The organism is Synechocystis salina LEGE 00031, assembly GCF_015207985.1.
Classification (GTDB): domain Bacteria; phylum Cyanobacteriota; class Cyanobacteriia; order Cyanobacteriales; family Microcystaceae; genus Synechocystis; species Synechocystis salina.
The window spans coordinates 25,287-39,762 of record NZ_JADEVV010000018.1; the positions used below are offsets into that span (position 1 = coordinate 25,287).

Sequence of the window (14,476 nt, forward strand, 5' to 3'; positions counted from 1 at the left end):
GATTGACCGCTCCCTAAAACCTGAACCCCTCTTTTGTGATGCCAACCACTCTCCCCCGTCTCGATATATCCGTTGATAGCGTCAGCGTTACCTATAACAACGCTCGTTTGGCCCTTTACAATGCCACCTGCACCGTTGAACCTGGTACCATTACTGCCCTAGTGGGCCCCAATGGCAGTGGTAAATCGACTCTGTTCAAATCCATTATGGGGTTTTTGCAACCGAGTCAGGGACGGGTTCGCATCGGTGGTTTTCCGGTGCAAAAGGCCCAAAAACAACAGTTGATGGCCTACGTTCCCCAGGCTGATGAAGTGGATTGGAACTTTCCGGTCAGTGTGTTTGATGTGGTGATGATGGGGCGCTATGGCCATATGAATGTGCTACGTATTCCCAGCCCCAAAGACCGTCGCTTGGTGATGGAAAGTCTAGAGCGGGTGGGCATGGTGAAATACCGCGATCGCCAAATTGGGGAACTTTCCGGCGGTCAAAAGAAACGGGCATTTTTGGCCCGGGCCTTGGCCCAGGAAGGCAAGGTAATTCTACTAGATGAGCCCTTTACCGGGGTTGACGTGAAAACGGAAAAGGGGATGATCGACTTATTGATGCAACTGCGGGATGAGGGCCACACCATTCTGATTTCTACCCATGATTTAGCTTCCATTTCCACCTTCTGTGACCACACTATTCTGCTCAACCGCACCATTTTGGCCCAGGGGAAAACCGAGGAAACCTTCACCAAAGAAAATTTAGAATTGACCTTTGGCGGGCTACCAGTGATGAGCCTGAATCAGATGTTTGAAACGACAGAGGTAGATGCGTGAGTCAGTTAGTGGTGGCCTTTTCTTTTTGGAATTGGTTGGTGGAGCCTTTGCAATATGGGTTTTTGATCCGGGCAATTTGGGTGAGTGCCTTTGTCGGCCTGGTGTGTGCGGTGCTTTCCTGTTACATCACCCTCAAAGGTTGGTCCCTAATGGGAGATGCCATTTCCCATGCGGTGGTCCCCGGTGTGGTGCTGGCCTATGCCCTGAATATTCCCTTTGCCATTGGGGCTTTTACCTTTGGCTTTGGGGCAACGGTGGCGATCGGTTACGTCAAGTCTAAAACGCGGTTAAAGGAGGATGCCGTCATTGGCATTGTCTTTACGGGATTTTTTGCCCTTGGCCTAGTGTTGGTGACTAAAATTTCCAGCAATGTTGACCTGTTCCATATTCTGTTTGGCAATGTGCTGGGTATTTCTCAACAAGACATTATTCAAACTCTGATCGCCGGATCCATCACTCTGATAGTGATTTTGTTGCGCCGCAAGGATCTTCTGTTGTTTTGTTTTGATCCGAACCATGCCAAGGCGATCGGTCTGCGCACCCAGGTGATGTATTACACGCTGTTGTCGGTTCTGGCCCTTACCATTGTGGCTGCCTTGCAAACGGCGGGGATTATTTTAGTAATTTCTATGCTGGTCACACCAGGTTCCATTGGCTATCTACTCAGTGATCGCTTTGACCATATGCTGTGGTACTCCGTCGCCAGCAGTGTCCTATCCTGTGTGCTCGGCACCTATTTGAGCTATCACTTTGACGTCTCGACGGGGGGCATGATTGTCGTCCTGCTGACAACGCTGTTTGTCATAACCATGATTTGTGCGCCTAAGTATGGCATTTTGGCCCAGGAATGGCGCAAGCGGTCAGGGCAAAATCCGGAAGACGATCACAATCAGACTGTAGTGGTGGATCAAGCCTAGTTGGTTGGTATCACCACAATAATGATGACGTCCCCTTATAAACCCTTTGAGGTCAAACAATTAACCTAAATTTATTTCCCATGAAATCACCGCCGCGTTTACCCAAAGCACGGTTATTTTTTCCTTGCGCTTTCATATCCCTCAGTCTGACGGAAGAGGGATACAAGCGGCGGGGGTTGGAAAAGGGGCAGCGCTAGGAGGCGCTGGAGACGGATAGCCACAGCAATGGGCTGATGCTGCGGGGGCAATTTAGGGCCGCGTTGAATGCGGATCCAGCTCAGATTCGGCGGAAGTCGGTGTATAAGGTGGAGGAGATGGAGATTGCAGTGGGCGAAATAGCCTGAGGTGGATGCGCAATGACGATCCCTTGGGGCGACGCAATGGCCAGGAGTTTGAGGTGGTGGGGCTGGAGAATGGTCAAGTGATGATTCGCTGGGAGCGGGGAGAATTGAGATCCGCCTCACCCCTTCGTCTCAGGCTCCGCCACAGCCACTGGATCAGCTCTCGCTCGGGTAAACAAACGAGGCTTTACTAATTCCGAAGTGAGCGAGCATTGCTTCCTCTAGGGCAAGCGTTGGGTGCGGGGTCACCGCATCTATGTCATGGTCATAGCGACCGAGAGGGGCTTGATAGCCCATAAAACTTCGATCACACTGTGCGACGGCAGATGCAGAAGGAGGTCAGCCCTCGAGTGGCCTTTTTTGTCAATCAGCAGGCATACCCCGCTTGAGAGCTAAGTCAATGTAAATACAATAAGAGCAGCATACTCAACAAGAACTCTAGTTTCAGCGCATATTGACTACTTCCGAAGCGCTTCGCTGTTTTCGGCGTTCTTGCAAAGACTTATCAATTAGTTTTGCAACCAGCCAAGAGACAGATCGTTCATCTGTCTGTGCCCACTCCTCCAGTTCTTGCTTTAACTCTGGAGGAACGTAAGCAACCACTCGCTCCAAGTCTGTTTTGCCACCCATTTTGAGTTTCACTTCTGGTTTTCTTGCTTCCAAGATACCAGTAATAGCCTAGCCTGTGTTGTGCTATGCCGCGCTGTGCTAGCATGGCATAGCGCGATTAATCAAGGCCTCATCTATGAACCGTCAAAATTTGCTCTCAATCGCCGGAGATCTTGTCCAACCAAAAGTCAATCCCGGACTCGTCTTGCTTTCGAGTAGAGAATTAGACAAGATGCGGCGGGTTGGGCAACTTGCGGCGAATCTCCTCAACCATCTTGAATCAATGGTGCAACCCGGAGTGAGTACGCAAACTCTAAACGACGAGGCGACGAGTTGGATGCAATCTCATAGGGCAATCAGTGCCACGCTTGGCTACGCACCTCCTGGTCATCCTCCATTCACAGGTTCAATTTGCACCAGTGTTAATGAGGTGGTTTGTCACGGAATTCCGAATCCAAAGCAAATCCTTAAAGACGGAGATATTATCAATATCGATGTGACGCCACGCTTAGACGGTTACCATGGCGACACGTCTAAAACATTCTTGGTTGGTAATGTATCCGCAACAGCGTGGAAGCTGGTTGAAGCCACTCAAGAATCGATGATGCGAGGAATTGCTGAAATCAAGCCCGGGGCAAGAATTGGTGATATTGGCGCTGCAATTCAAGCCTATGCCGAGGCGAAGGGATTCTCAGTTGTTCGAGATATGGTTGGGCATGGCATTGGCAGGCAAATGCATACAGAGCTTCAAATTCCTCACTATGGTCAGCGGGGCAGTGGGCTAAAGCTGCGTCCAGGAATGGCTTTTACGGTTGAACCGATGCTAAATGAAGGAACGAGTATTCTTAAGTTTCTTGCAGATCGTTGGACTGTGATTACAAAAGACAAGAAACTTTCAGCTCAGTTTGAACACACCGTTGCTGTGACTGAGGAAGGGGTAGAAATTCTGACTCTTCCTTGAATTTCAAGACACAACTCCTTATTTATTCCTTGAGAGAGAAGTACAATATTGCTCTAAAGATAAACCGCTGCTCAGGGACTCGGTTCCTATGGGGATAGCCGACTTTTAACATCATCGCTATGGAACCGGGTCCCTTGGCCTATCTAGCCCTTTCCCTAAGTTTTTATCATTGGGGGTGGCGCGACAACGTTATGAACGATTGGTATGAAAAGTCATTGCAGCAGACTCTTGAGGGCAAATTTACCATCTCTGGTTCAGTCTCGAAAGTCTTTACCAATAGTCGGTTGAAGCCGTAAAAGGGGCCAACAGATACTCTTCAATAAAATCCCGCCTGATTAGTGGCTGCCTGTATTTGGAAGTTTTCGAAGACTTCTGAAAATATCATAAGAATCTGATAAATTACGAGAAGAATCTGAAAGAATTTGAGAATTGGAACTCATTACACTCAAGTTAATTACACCCTTATCTCTTCGCAAACCGCGTTAGGTCGAGTGGGTGTTCCTGATGATATTGGCGGGGAGATCGCATCTTTACTCTCCGAAGATAAACGCTGGGTAAATGCTCAGAGAATTGAAGTCTCTGGCGACATGTTCCTTTAATTCACACTGACTAAAACCCAAGGAAACTCAAACAAAAGGAAAACTCACCATGTTGAATGTAGAAAACAAAGTAATTGCTATTACTGGAGCCAGTAGCGGTATCGGTGAAACCACCGCAAAACTGCTCGCCCAAAATGGCGCAAAAGTCCTTTTAGGGGCACGGCGGACAGACAGGCTGGAGAAGCTAGTCGAGCAAATTCATGCCTCCGGTGGCACAGCAGAATTTAAAGCAGTCGATGTCACTGATCGCGAAAATGTGAAAGCATTTGTTGAGTTTGCCAAAGACAAATTTAACCGCGTTGATGTCATCTTTAACAATGCAGGCGTAATGCCCCTATCGCCAATGAATGCCCTGAAAATCGAGGAATGGGACAACATGATTAATGTGAATATTCGGGGCGTATTGAATGGTATTGCAGCGGGACTGCCAATTATGGAGGCGCAAGGGGGTGGTCAAATCATCAATACGGCGTCCATTGGTGCCCATGTGGTAGTACCCACTGCGGCAGTCTACTGTGCAACCAAGTATGCGGTTTGGGCAATTTCTGAAGGACTGCGGCAGGAATCACAAAATATTCGCGTTACTACTATTTCTCCGGGTGTCGTTGATACTGAGCTTGGCTCTGATATCACCGATGAGTCATCCAAAGGCTTGTTAGAAGAACTTCGCAAAACTGCCCTTACCTCAGAGGCGATCGCGAGAGCAGTGCTGTACGCCGTATCCCAACCCGATGACGTTGACGTGAATGAAATCGTAGTCCGACCGACGGCCAGTGCGTTCTGAAGGGAATCGGCCAAAGCATAGGAGCGTTATCACCAACACAAAGGACATTGTCGTAATGATGACTGACCTGTACGGAAAGTATATAAACAGCGCCTAACAATCCCATTGACAGTGTCTGTTGCGGGGGTGACCTCACCCCTGCCGACTGTGGCGGAGTCTCTCAGATGTCATTCCCTGGCCAGCATTTCCAGAGTTTGATTAGCTACTGGCTCAAATTCAACGTGCTGATTAGCAAACAGCCCCTTGTCGAAAGTGTCACCAAGCGCTATATTGTCACTTAGTGACAGATTTCTAAGGGAAAGACTGCTGTGTGGGGGCGCTACCAACGATATGACAAAGAATGAGCACAGGCCAGGAGGAATGAGTGAGCAGCGGCAGCGGCGGATACGTCTGGAGATTTCGCGGGAGGCGGCGCGTTTGTTCTGGGAGCAAGGCGTCGCTGCCACGACCGGCGAGCAAATCGCTGCTGCAGTGGGTCTCTCGGTGCGCACCCTCTGGCGGTACTTTCGCAATAAGGGGAGCTGTGTCGAGCCGGTCTTGGCGCAGGATGGCGAGGAGTTTGTGGCGCTATTGCGCCGCTGGCCTCGCGACGTCTCCCTCGAAGATCACCTCGTCGAGTGGGCCAAGAATCGTACTAAAGATTCCGATCAGCAGTCCTTTGATGAGGCTGTAATTAAGATGACCGTACTAGCCGAAAAAGAGCCGGATCTGCGGACGGCCTGGCTGATGACCAACGACCAAATAGAGCGCGCTCTGGTCGATATCATCGCAGACCGGCTGCGGCGATCGCCTGACGATCTCGAGGTGCGACTGCACGCCGCAGCAGCCACCGCAGTCGTGCGCGTTATCAGTGAAGACGTCAGTGCGGCCCTGATGGCAGGAGCCGATCCCACCTCGCTTGGCAACACGCTTAGGCAGATGGCCCGCGCCGTGCATACAGCTACAGGTGGGGCGGTCGGCGATCCTGTCGATCCCTAAACCAATGAGCAATTGAAGTCAGCAACAAGAGTAAAAGAACGGAGATGAAGATACAAAATACCGAAAGAACGCAGGGAATCATCGCAGACGCGAAAAAAGTTACCTACGTGGAGGCTGCCCGGTGGGGTAAGCATCGGGGGTGGCGGTATGTTCTGGGGCTGATGATCATCCTCTTTGCGTGGCTGATAGTCGGCAGTGGTGCTAACGTACTAGCTGCGTTCACGCTCGGCGGCCAGGCAGACACCTCGGGGCTCGGGCTTGTGGAATACTACCTGTTTGTCATGGCGAGTTTCCTGTGCTTCTTCGCGGGGGTCCTTATCGCTGTCTCCCTCGTCCACCGCCGCTCCCCCGGACACTCGTCACAGCGCGGCAGCGGATAGACTGGCATCGGGTCGGTCATGGATTCGTGGCGTGGTTTGTGCCGTACTGCCAGATCGGTGGGCTGGGACAGTATCTGTTCTACCCGGATACCTTCTCCTTCAACTCCGGCCTCACAGCATTTGCGCTTTTTGTGCCGCTGGCGCTCGTTCTCACCGCGATTCAGACGACAACTGAGGAGCTTTTCTTTCGCGGATACATCGTGCAGGGCGCGAGCCCCATCTGGAGCAACCGCGTTTTTCTGGCGATCGTGTCAGCCGTTATCTTTACTCGCTATCGGCGTACACTTCGCGAACAACATCGGCGGGTCACTCCTGTTCAACATCACTGAAAGTGCCTTGCCCTCACCCGCTCTGTTCACCATCAGCGAATATCACGCCACCTACGGGGCGCTAGCGGTGCTGGTTGCAGTACTCATATTTCTGGCGATCGCCTACAAGGTGTTCAAACGCGATAAGGCATCCGAACTCGTTTCCTAAAGCCATTGGAGTGGTCGTTGGTAATCTCGTCAGTTCGTAAAACCATCAGCAAACGACATCGTCGCTGACTACATCATCGACCTCGAACTGCCCGATGAAGGGGCGACCTGCACCGTATAACCACACGATCGCAAAGGCTTGAAAACAATTCTGGAATGACGTTGAGGATAGAGTTATGGCTAAGCATAAGAACGCTAGGCTGCGACTGTTTGGGCTGCTGTGGTTGGCAGGCATGGCTGGGGTGATGTCCCTGGGGTTGCTGCCTTTGCCCTTGCTCCCAGAGGGTGCCCCACCTGCCGCCGTGGTCAGACTGCTGGTGCTGGTACAGCCCACGGTTTTGCTGTCGGTGGCGGTGCTGATAGGCGTGCTCTTGGCCCACCGGCTAGGGCTGATGGCACCGGGGGCAGAGGCGCTGGCTATGGGGCGATCGTGGCGGCAAGCCATGGTTCCTCAACTGCTGCCCGGCGTGGTGGGTGGGTTGATCAGCGGCGGACTACTGACGGCGATCGCCCTGCTGTCTCGCCCGCTGCTGCCACCAGCCTACGAGACGGCTGAGCCCACGCCACTGCTAGTGCGGTTTCTCTACGGCGGTATCACCGAAGAAATTTTGATCCGCTGGGGACTGATGACGCTGCTGCTATGGCTGGGCTGGCGATTTGGGCAGCAGCGCCAGGGTAAACCCCAGACCCGATGGGTGGTCGTCGCCATTGCCGTCTCCTCCCTAGTGTTTGCTATGGCCCACTTGCCCGCTGCGATCGCCCTAGAACTGCCGTTAACCCCACCACTACTAGGGTTCTTGCTGATCCAAAATTCTTTGTTTGCAGGGGTTGCGGGGTATTTGTTCTGGCGTTACGGGTTAGAAACCGCCATGATCGCCCACCTGACGGTTCATGCCGTGCTGGCCCTCGTCGGCTGAGGCATCTTCTGGCGACCGGATAGGGGGACCGGCACCAGGCACCCTGCCAGATGGGCTGGATGGCAAAGCGTTCACCATTATGTCTCAAATTTCTTCTAACAGCTCACGAAATCGTGACCGACTCACGTACGACTCAAGACCAACAGCTTCCATTAGGAGGAGAATTATGCGCGTTCCCAAGACCTACGTCAGGCGCTTGTTAACAGGCACAGTAGTGATGTTGCTTGTCCTCGCTGGGGCACCTGCCGCATTGACACAGTCTGCCCAAGAGCCAGCGGCGGGACTGGAGCGATTCTACAACCAGGAGCTGACGTTCGGCTCCTGCGAAAGCTTTGCGACTAATGCGACCGAGACAGAAGTGTACGTTGATCCATTTGAATGCGGTCGCCTGGAGGTACCGCTAGATTACGACGAACCTGAGGGTGAGACCATGCAAATCGCGGTCTTGCGCCTGCCCGTCCAAGGTGAGCCGATCCGCTGGCTCGGCTCTCTGATGCTCAATCCTGGCGGGCCTGGAGGCTCGGGCACGATTCAAACCCCCTTCACTGCAGTGGCTCTGAAGGAGACTCCCATGGTTCAAAGGTTCGACTTGGTTGGGTTCGATCCTCGCGGGGTTGGAGCCTCGACCCCGGCCATCAACTGCTTCACCGACGAAGAGAACGACCGGGGCGAGAACCAGACGACGTTGTTGGGTACGTCGGGAGAATGGAGTGCCGACGACACCCGCGAGTTGATGGAGAAGTGCGCCAATGGGTCGGGTGGTGAGCAGGTGCTTGCCGCCGTTGGCACCCGCAATGTAGCCAGGGACATGGACGTGCTCCGCGCCGCCCTCGGCGACGAAAAGCTGACCTTCCTGGGGCGAAGCTACGGCACCCGATTGGGCGCGGTCTACGCTGAGATGTTCCCGCAGAACGTCCGGGCGATGGTTCTCGACGGTGCGCTCGACCCTCGGCAGGGCAGCGCGGAGCGCCGTTTAGCGCTCCATGCCGCGTTCCAGCGCTCGTTCGAGCTGATGGCCGAGTTCTGTGCCCAGAGCTCAGACTGTCCGCTGGGCACCGACCCCGAGCAGGCCACCGCTGTGTTCCAAGATCTGTTCCAGCCGCTGATCGATAACCCCGTGCCAGCGGGCGAGGGGCGCACCCTGGATTTTTTGTATGGCACTGGCAGCGTCCTCGGGGCGCTCTACAATGCCGAGGCGTGGCCGCGAATTATTGACGGCATCGCCCAGCTCAAAAACGAGGGCCGAGGCGACAAACTCCTCGCTCTCAGTGACGACTTTATCGTTGAAGGGTTGGAGAGCAACTTGGTCGATGCCCAGCTCGCCATCAACTGTAACGACGAGGAGCGCCGCACCCCTGGGCAGGAGGCAGAACTGCGCCGCCAGATCTTCGACGTTAACCCTTTTCTTGATACCGGACGATCCGTCGAAGGTGTCACCCGCGACGCCTGCGAGTTCTGGCCCAGTGAACCGACCCTTGGCTTTCCCCATGCTCAGAATGTTGAGGGCTTACCCGACACGCTGATTATCTCCATCACTGGTGACCCGGCCACCCCCTACGCTGCTGGAGCCAGTCTAGCCGAGTCGCTCGGCGGTACCTTGCTCACCGTCGAGGGAGAGCAGCACACCATCGCTATGGATGGCACCAGCCCCTGCGTCAATGCGATCGTCGCCAACTACCTGATCGACCTTGAACTCCCAGCAGAGGGCGATCGCTGCGTCCTCTAGCCCCCATCGCCAAAACCAAGGATTTAGAAATTCCTTATTTGCATCATCGACAGTGCTGCTCTACGCGGCAGTTATCACTCTTGAGCATCACTGCATCCATCACCAAACATTGGAACTAAAAACATGTCACGCAAAGCGATCGCCAAAAAGCGCCTTATTCACCTGAAGCATGGAGTAAGACATATCCGCTTGCTTCGCAAACCCTTCCAGATCATTCGCGCCAATTTTCGCGCCTATCTCATTATCAACGCCATTTTGTATGGCTTGGTCTTCACTGGGATGGTAGCGGCGATGCTCTTCCCCAACCTGAGCGCAACTCGGGTAGCCATCCTAGAAGACAACGGAACGGCGGATCTTGTTCGATCTCTATTCAATAACCCCTGGCTTTTCGCGCTGACTATCCTGGGAGTCAACGTCATGACCGGCGCGCTGCGGATCGTGCTCCCTTCGCTGCTCGTTCCCTTCACTGGCATTGCCATATTTGCGTATAAAGCATTCACTTTAGGTTTAGCCATGGCCCCGTCTACCAAGGTTATGGCGGTGGCACTGATCCCGCACTCGCTGACGATACTCATCGAATTCCAAGCCTACGCCCTCTTGATGTTTGGCGCATACATCCTTGGTCGGTCTTGGGTTCGCCCCGCCACCATTGATGCTCGGAACCATCGTCAGGGTTACGTCCGTGGGCTGCAACAGCTCGGTTGGCTGAGCCTGGCCACGCTCCCACTGTTCATCATCGGCGCGATCTGGGAGGCGTTCTCGCTCCGCTACCTGGTTCCTCCGCTAACCCAATGGTTGTTGTAGCCCTAAACAAACCCAATCATGATGGTTTCTTGAATCGATTGTCAGCTCTGCAATTTTAAGATGGTGAATCAAATGATTAAGTACAAAGATTTTGCGCCTCGAATTACTGAACGGGGACCCCTAGGCGGACCTTCCGAGTATGAATCTTTCTCGGAGGTTGTGAGTTCTGTCAATCATTGAATTGAAAGTACAAAAATACGGATAAGCGATATTGAAACTGTTGTTTTACCCGATCAAATCGAAGGCACTGGCGATGGTGACTACGGAGTGAAGACCAGCAATGCTTTCTACCCAGTGATGATCAGTCAGGGGCTTGCAATCAATTACTTTCAATGTGTGCGTGTTTGGTACAGAGAATAAGCTTCACCGGAGAAGAAACAATGAAACGATCTACCTTGTTTACTTTCCTGTATCTTGCGCTGGGAGTTTGTCTGACGGCGATCTCGTTTGGATACTCAAACCTGCCTTCGGGCCTTCAAACCAGCTTGTTGATCAATGCAGGAGCGTCCTACATCGCTTGTATTTTCAATCCATTTTTGCGGGAGAGGACAATCCGCTTCTATCGCAGCCGCAATTCATCGGTCATCCTATCCTCGTTGGTGATTGGATTCACTATTATTGGGATGATTTGGGAGGTTCAAAGTCAGAACTGGGCGATGGAGGCTTTTTTAGGATCGTTTTCGCGGCTAATCATTGTTTTACTGTTTGCTGAAAACATTGTGATTATAAGGCAAGTGAATTTTGAAAACTAGAAACTGTTTGCAAACGCTTGTTGAGTGGTTTCTACCTTCCACATTTGCTTGTTGTTGGCGAGCCTTCGTAGCATCAAAAGTATCAAGAGTAAAATCAACCATGTTCAAGCGATTCTCTAAAGTTTCTATCCTGTTAGTCACAGCTACAGCATTGGTGATGGTTTGTTTACAATCTCTTCGGGCAAATCCTGCCCTATCTGAGATACCAGATTTAGGCTCCTCAAATCAGTCAACACTGGTTTCAACAGCCGCTCTCCCCCCTGACCTTGTCCCGGCTATTTTAGGCGGTAGACCTGTTTATGTACTGTATATGACCAGAGCCGAAGATACGGTTCTCATCCGTTGTTATCCCGGTTATGAACCTACGATCGCCGTTCGAGCGATGGGAAGTAATCCCAATGCCAACACCCAAAAAGAAGGCGTTATGAAGTGCCGCCCTTCTGCTTAGAACTGATGCGACAAATTTGCTCTGGTATTGCTACAGGCACATGGACAGAAGCTGCTTAAGATCGCAACCAATAGGGTGAGCACTGCCCACAAAACTTTAAAGCTTAACTACAACACACTCATCAGGAGGTTTTCAATGGACCGGAAGATTTTAGTCACTGGCGCAACTGGCAGCAACGGTACAGAGATTGTCAAACGACTCGCAGCACAGAACGTGCCAGTCCGCGCCATGGTTCGTAACCATGATCGAGCAAAGGAGATTGCACTCCCGAATGTTGAAGTGGTGGAGGGAAACTTTGATCACCCTGAGACGCTGTTGGAAGCGCTGACTGAAGTAGACCGTGCCTTTCTCTTAACGAACTCTACAGAACACGCAGAAGCCCAACAACTTTCGTTTGTCAATGCGGCTCGTCAGAGTGGTGTCAAGCATATCGTCAAACTATCGCAATTTGCAGCCGATGCCCATTCGCCCGTGCGCTTTTTGCGTTACCATGCCTCAGTCGAAGCGGCAATTCAAGCATCAGGAATGACGTACACGTTTCTGCGTCCCAATCTCTTTATGCAGGGCTTATTAAACTTTAAATCGACAATCACAAGCCAAAACGCCTTTTATGCAGCGATCGGCAATGCAAAGGTTAGCGTGGTAGACGTGCGCGATATTGCAGACGTTGCAGTAGTTGCTCTAACAGAAACAGGGCATGAGGGAAAGATTTACAACCTCACCGGACCACAGGCATTGACTCATGCTGAGATGGCAGAACAACTCTCGGCTGCGCTCAATCGTCAGATTACATTCGTCAATATTCCATCTGAAGCAATGCGCGATCAACTGCTCAAAATTGGGATGCCACCTTGGCAAGTAGACGGGCTGATTGAGGATTACGCACACTACCAACGCAATGAGGCAGCAGTGGTTTCTTCTGATATACAGGATGCAATTGGTAAAGAGCCGCGTAGTTTTAAGACATTCACCTGTGACTACGCAACAATGTTTGGCTAGACGCAGCCCAATCAGCCTAGGCCAAATAGTACAGATATAGAGTTGAAGTGCAACTCTAGGGTGAGCATTATGATGCAGCATGAAAAACAAGATGAAACACGACGGTTGGCGATTGCGCCTCGCCTGTGGCTCTGGTGGACATTGGCTACTACAATTGCGGGGGCGATCGTCGGAGCACTGGAAGAGTCAGGTTTTCAGTTTATAGCAACCATATTTTTTACAGGTTTGTTTATTGGCGCAGCCCAATGGCTCGTTTTGCGCCAGTACATTCCTAAAGCCTTTTGGTGGATAGTGGTTAGCACACTGGGATGGACTTTTGGGCGAGTTCTGGTGAGTTATTACATATCCCTTTTTGATCCGCTTATTCAATTCCTAAATACGCTGGGCGCATGGTATGTTTTTTGGATGAGTTTGGTCATACAGCCGATTGTAATGGCTATTTTTGGCGCGGCTCAATTTCCGATTTTGAGACGATTTGTCCGTAAAGCGCATTGGTGGATTTTGGTCAGCGCTTTGGGAGGTGCACTAGAAGGTGCAAGTGGCTCAACTGTCGGGTATATTTTGCAGCCAAGGCTACTGCCAGCACCACTCCCGACAGCATTAATCTATGGGTCAGGCTGGCTAGGCTACGGCATCGTTACCGGAATTTGTCTGCAATGGCTGTTGCGTCATCAACCCCGGTAGGGCCAAGTATTTCATCGGGGCTGTTCAGGAGAGAGTTAGATGTCAGAGAACAATAAAGCTATCCCAGAGTAAGCGCAAGAAAATTGTATCTAAGGTGTGCATTAGCTTTCGGGCGATGCGGACGTGGCTAGAAGCCTCATTTACAAGTACAAGCTGATAAAATTGATGGCATAGAGGTAATAGATGGGAACATTTTTGCTGAATGATCGGCTCCTGACTGAGTTGAAATAGTCTGTCTAAGGAGAGAAATATTGATCGCCAGCTTATGATGTAACGCTTTTGTTGTTATTTTGGCTTCCTGACTGACAAGCGCTTTTCTGTATCATGATTGACTTGGAAAAATCTTGATTTTTGTAACTGCAAGAAATCAGTGAGAGCAAGCCCTATGACCAGCAACCCGCTCAACTCGCTCGAACTCAGCCACCAGTGGAATAAAACGCTGATATTCTCCAGTCGCCAAATGAACTGGAATGGCATTTTGGTGGAGCAGTGTCAGAGCCCTGCTTCAGCGTTTGAAATGGAACTTCCTGCTTTAGCCGATCACTGGCTCTACTTTCACACGGGAGGTCCGGCTCCTTTATTTCAAAAACGCGATGATCGCCTGCATGAATCAACCCTCCACCGAGGGGATAGTCTTTTGGTTCCAGCTGGACAACCGAGCTATTGGTGTCAAGCACCAGATATGAGTGATGTCATTTGTGCTCCGCTGCACATTTGCTTAAAACCAGAATTGATTCAACACGTTGCTGAAGTCTTTGAAGTTGATTCAAAACGGTTTGAACTCGTGCCCTGTTTTGGGCAGCAAGATTTGCAGCTTCATCAGCTTGGTATGCTAATGTTCGCTGAGTTGAAATCGGGCGGGATGATGGGGCAGCTATATATCGAATCACTCACTCAGGCTTTAGTGATTCATTTACTACGACGCTATTCGACCCTAGCGAAACCGATTGCATCACCAAACAACCGCTTAACTCATACCCAGTTGCAGCAGGCAATCGATTACATCCACGCTCATTTAAATCGAGATTTATCCTTGGTTGAACTGGCAAGCGTCGTTAATATCAGCCCGACTTACTTTGCAAGCTTGTTTAAGAAAGTAATGGGGATTTCGCCGCATCAGTATGTGATCAAACAGCGAGTGGAACGGGCAGAAGTAATGTTGAAGGGAACAGATTTGGCGATCGCCGACATCGCTCTACAGGTCGGCTTCTCCAGTCAAAGCCATCTGACGCAACAGTTTAAGCGACTCACTGGAGTAACACCAAAACAGGTTCGCTAAC

Annotated in this window: 18 protein-coding genes; 17 read left to right on the top strand and 1 reads right to left on the bottom strand. The window is 51.4% G+C overall.

Translation table 11 applies throughout. From position 1 onward, the window contains the following. The first annotated feature begins 38 nt into the window (after positions 1-38). From IQ217_RS07930 to IQ217_RS07940, 3 genes are all read left to right on the top strand, one after another. Positions 39-821 carry a metal ABC transporter ATP-binding protein gene (locus IQ217_RS07930; protein ID WP_194019528.1) on the top strand — a complete coding sequence of 261 codons (783 nt, stop codon included), beginning with the start codon at positions 39-41 and terminating at the stop codon, positions 819-821. Continuing rightward, positions 818-1,738 (top strand): metal ABC transporter permease, encoded by a 921-nt coding sequence (locus tag IQ217_RS07935; RefSeq protein ID WP_194019529.1) that lies wholly within the window; start codon positions 818-820, stop codon positions 1,736-1,738. The genes IQ217_RS07930 and IQ217_RS07935 overlap by 4 nt, the downstream gene beginning before the upstream one ends. A gap of 349 nt (positions 1,739-2,087) precedes the next feature. Beyond that, positions 2,088-2,273, top strand: a complete 186-nt coding sequence (locus IQ217_RS07940; RefSeq protein ID WP_194019530.1) for a hypothetical protein — start codon at positions 2,088-2,090, stop codon at positions 2,271-2,273. A gap of 250 nt (positions 2,274-2,523) precedes the next feature. Here IQ217_RS07940 and IQ217_RS07945 read toward each other — a convergent pair whose 3' ends face one another. Next, positions 2,524-2,709, bottom strand: coding sequence for a ribbon-helix-helix domain-containing protein (locus IQ217_RS07945; RefSeq protein WP_190599975.1), 186 nt, complete (start codon positions 2,707-2,709; stop codon positions 2,524-2,526). A gap of 115 nt (positions 2,710-2,824) precedes the next feature. On the opposite strand from IQ217_RS07945, the gene map reads away from it, so the two are divergent. The 14 genes from map (at position 2,825) to IQ217_RS08005 (ending at position 14,475) form a co-directional block, all read left to right on the top strand. Then, positions 2,825-3,649: a type I methionyl aminopeptidase gene (map, locus tag IQ217_RS07950; protein WP_194019531.1), complete on the top strand. Its 825-nt coding sequence runs from the start codon at positions 2,825-2,827 to the stop codon at positions 3,647-3,649. A gap of 648 nt (positions 3,650-4,297) precedes the next feature. Further along, positions 4,298-5,032 (top strand): SDR family oxidoreductase, encoded by a 735-nt coding sequence (locus IQ217_RS07955; RefSeq protein ID WP_194019532.1) that lies wholly within the window; start codon positions 4,298-4,300, stop codon positions 5,030-5,032. Between the two features lie 360 nt (positions 5,033-5,392). After that, positions 5,393-6,010 carry a TetR/AcrR family transcriptional regulator gene (locus IQ217_RS07960; RefSeq protein WP_228023981.1) on the top strand — a complete coding sequence of 206 codons (618 nt, stop codon included), beginning with the start codon at positions 5,393-5,395 and terminating at the stop codon, positions 6,008-6,010. 44 nt (positions 6,011-6,054) lie between these two features. Next, the gene (locus tag IQ217_RS18860; protein ID WP_228023980.1) at positions 6,055-6,390 is read left to right on the top strand and encodes a hypothetical protein; all 336 of its coding nucleotides are present in this window, start codon (positions 6,055-6,057) and stop codon (positions 6,388-6,390) included. Between the two features lie 26 nt (positions 6,391-6,416). Next, positions 6,417-6,719: a CPBP family glutamic-type intramembrane protease gene (locus IQ217_RS18865; RefSeq protein ID WP_228023979.1), complete on the top strand. Its 303-nt coding sequence runs from the start codon at positions 6,417-6,419 to the stop codon at positions 6,717-6,719. Positions 6,720-6,726: 7 nt separating this feature from the next. Continuing rightward, positions 6,727-6,867 carry a hypothetical protein gene (locus IQ217_RS18870; protein WP_228023978.1) on the top strand — a complete coding sequence of 47 codons (141 nt, stop codon included), beginning with the start codon at positions 6,727-6,729 and terminating at the stop codon, positions 6,865-6,867. 301 nt (positions 6,868-7,168) lie between these two features. Then, positions 7,169-7,783 (top strand): CPBP family intramembrane glutamic endopeptidase, encoded by a 615-nt coding sequence (locus tag IQ217_RS07970; RefSeq protein WP_338116536.1) that lies wholly within the window; start codon positions 7,169-7,171, stop codon positions 7,781-7,783. A gap of 166 nt (positions 7,784-7,949) precedes the next feature. After that, the gene (locus IQ217_RS07975; RefSeq protein ID WP_228023977.1) at positions 7,950-9,509 is read left to right on the top strand and encodes an alpha/beta hydrolase; all 1,560 of its coding nucleotides are present in this window, start codon (positions 7,950-7,952) and stop codon (positions 9,507-9,509) included. Positions 9,510-9,632: 123 nt separating this feature from the next. Next, positions 9,633-10,313 (top strand): stage II sporulation protein M, encoded by a 681-nt coding sequence (locus tag IQ217_RS07980; RefSeq protein WP_228023976.1) that lies wholly within the window; start codon positions 9,633-9,635, stop codon positions 10,311-10,313. A 380-nt stretch (positions 10,314-10,693) separates the two neighbouring features. Further along, a complete protein-coding gene (locus IQ217_RS07985) occupies positions 10,694-11,065 on the top strand; it encodes a hypothetical protein (protein WP_194019535.1) in 372 nt (123 codons plus the stop codon). 310 nt (positions 11,066-11,375) lie between these two features. Next, positions 11,376-11,513 (top strand): hypothetical protein, encoded by a 138-nt coding sequence (locus IQ217_RS18875; protein WP_228025730.1) that lies wholly within the window; start codon positions 11,376-11,378, stop codon positions 11,511-11,513. 135 nt (positions 11,514-11,648) lie between these two features. Next, positions 11,649-12,512 carry an SDR family oxidoreductase gene (locus tag IQ217_RS07995; protein ID WP_194019536.1) on the top strand — a complete coding sequence of 288 codons (864 nt, stop codon included), beginning with the start codon at positions 11,649-11,651 and terminating at the stop codon, positions 12,510-12,512. A gap of 69 nt (positions 12,513-12,581) precedes the next feature. After that, positions 12,582-13,196 carry a hypothetical protein gene (locus IQ217_RS08000; protein WP_194019537.1) on the top strand — a complete coding sequence of 205 codons (615 nt, stop codon included), beginning with the start codon at positions 12,582-12,584 and terminating at the stop codon, positions 13,194-13,196. Between the two features lie 385 nt (positions 13,197-13,581). Continuing rightward, complete coding sequence (locus tag IQ217_RS08005) at positions 13,582-14,475, top strand: AraC family transcriptional regulator (protein ID WP_194019538.1); 894 nt, start codon at positions 13,582-13,584, stop codon at positions 14,473-14,475. Position 14,476 lies beyond the last annotated feature (1 nt).

Bases quoted from the DNA above. Each gene is read 5' to 3' on its own strand.
- IQ217_RS07930 (WP_194019528.1), top strand. From the start codon at position 39: ATGCCAACCACTCTCCCCCGTCTCGATATATCCGTTGATAGCGTCAGC.
- IQ217_RS07940 (WP_194019530.1), top strand. From the start codon at position 2,088: ATGCGCAATGACGATCCCTTGGGGCGACGCAATGGCCAGGAGTTTGAG.
- IQ217_RS07945 (WP_190599975.1), bottom strand. From the start codon at position 2,709: ATGGGTGGCAAAACAGACTTGGAGCGAGTGGTTGCTTACGTTCCTCCA.
- map (WP_194019531.1), top strand. From the start codon at position 2,825: ATGAACCGTCAAAATTTGCTCTCAATCGCCGGAGATCTTGTCCAACCA.
- IQ217_RS07955 (WP_194019532.1), top strand. From the start codon at position 4,298: ATGTTGAATGTAGAAAACAAAGTAATTGCTATTACTGGAGCCAGTAGC.
- IQ217_RS07960 (WP_228023981.1), top strand. From the start codon at position 5,393: ATGAGTGAGCAGCGGCAGCGGCGGATACGTCTGGAGATTTCGCGGGAG.
- IQ217_RS18860 (WP_228023980.1), top strand. From the start codon at position 6,055: ATGAAGATACAAAATACCGAAAGAACGCAGGGAATCATCGCAGACGCG.
- IQ217_RS07975 (WP_228023977.1), top strand. From the start codon at position 7,950: ATGCGCGTTCCCAAGACCTACGTCAGGCGCTTGTTAACAGGCACAGTA.
- IQ217_RS07980 (WP_228023976.1), top strand. From the start codon at position 9,633: ATGTCACGCAAAGCGATCGCCAAAAAGCGCCTTATTCACCTGAAGCAT.
- IQ217_RS07985 (WP_194019535.1), top strand. From the start codon at position 10,694: ATGAAACGATCTACCTTGTTTACTTTCCTGTATCTTGCGCTGGGAGTT.
- IQ217_RS18875 (WP_228025730.1), top strand. From the start codon at position 11,376: ATGACCAGAGCCGAAGATACGGTTCTCATCCGTTGTTATCCCGGTTAT.
- IQ217_RS07995 (WP_194019536.1), top strand. From the start codon at position 11,649: ATGGACCGGAAGATTTTAGTCACTGGCGCAACTGGCAGCAACGGTACA.
- IQ217_RS08000 (WP_194019537.1), top strand. From the start codon at position 12,582: ATGATGCAGCATGAAAAACAAGATGAAACACGACGGTTGGCGATTGCG.
- IQ217_RS08005 (WP_194019538.1), top strand. From the start codon at position 13,582: ATGACCAGCAACCCGCTCAACTCGCTCGAACTCAGCCACCAGTGGAAT.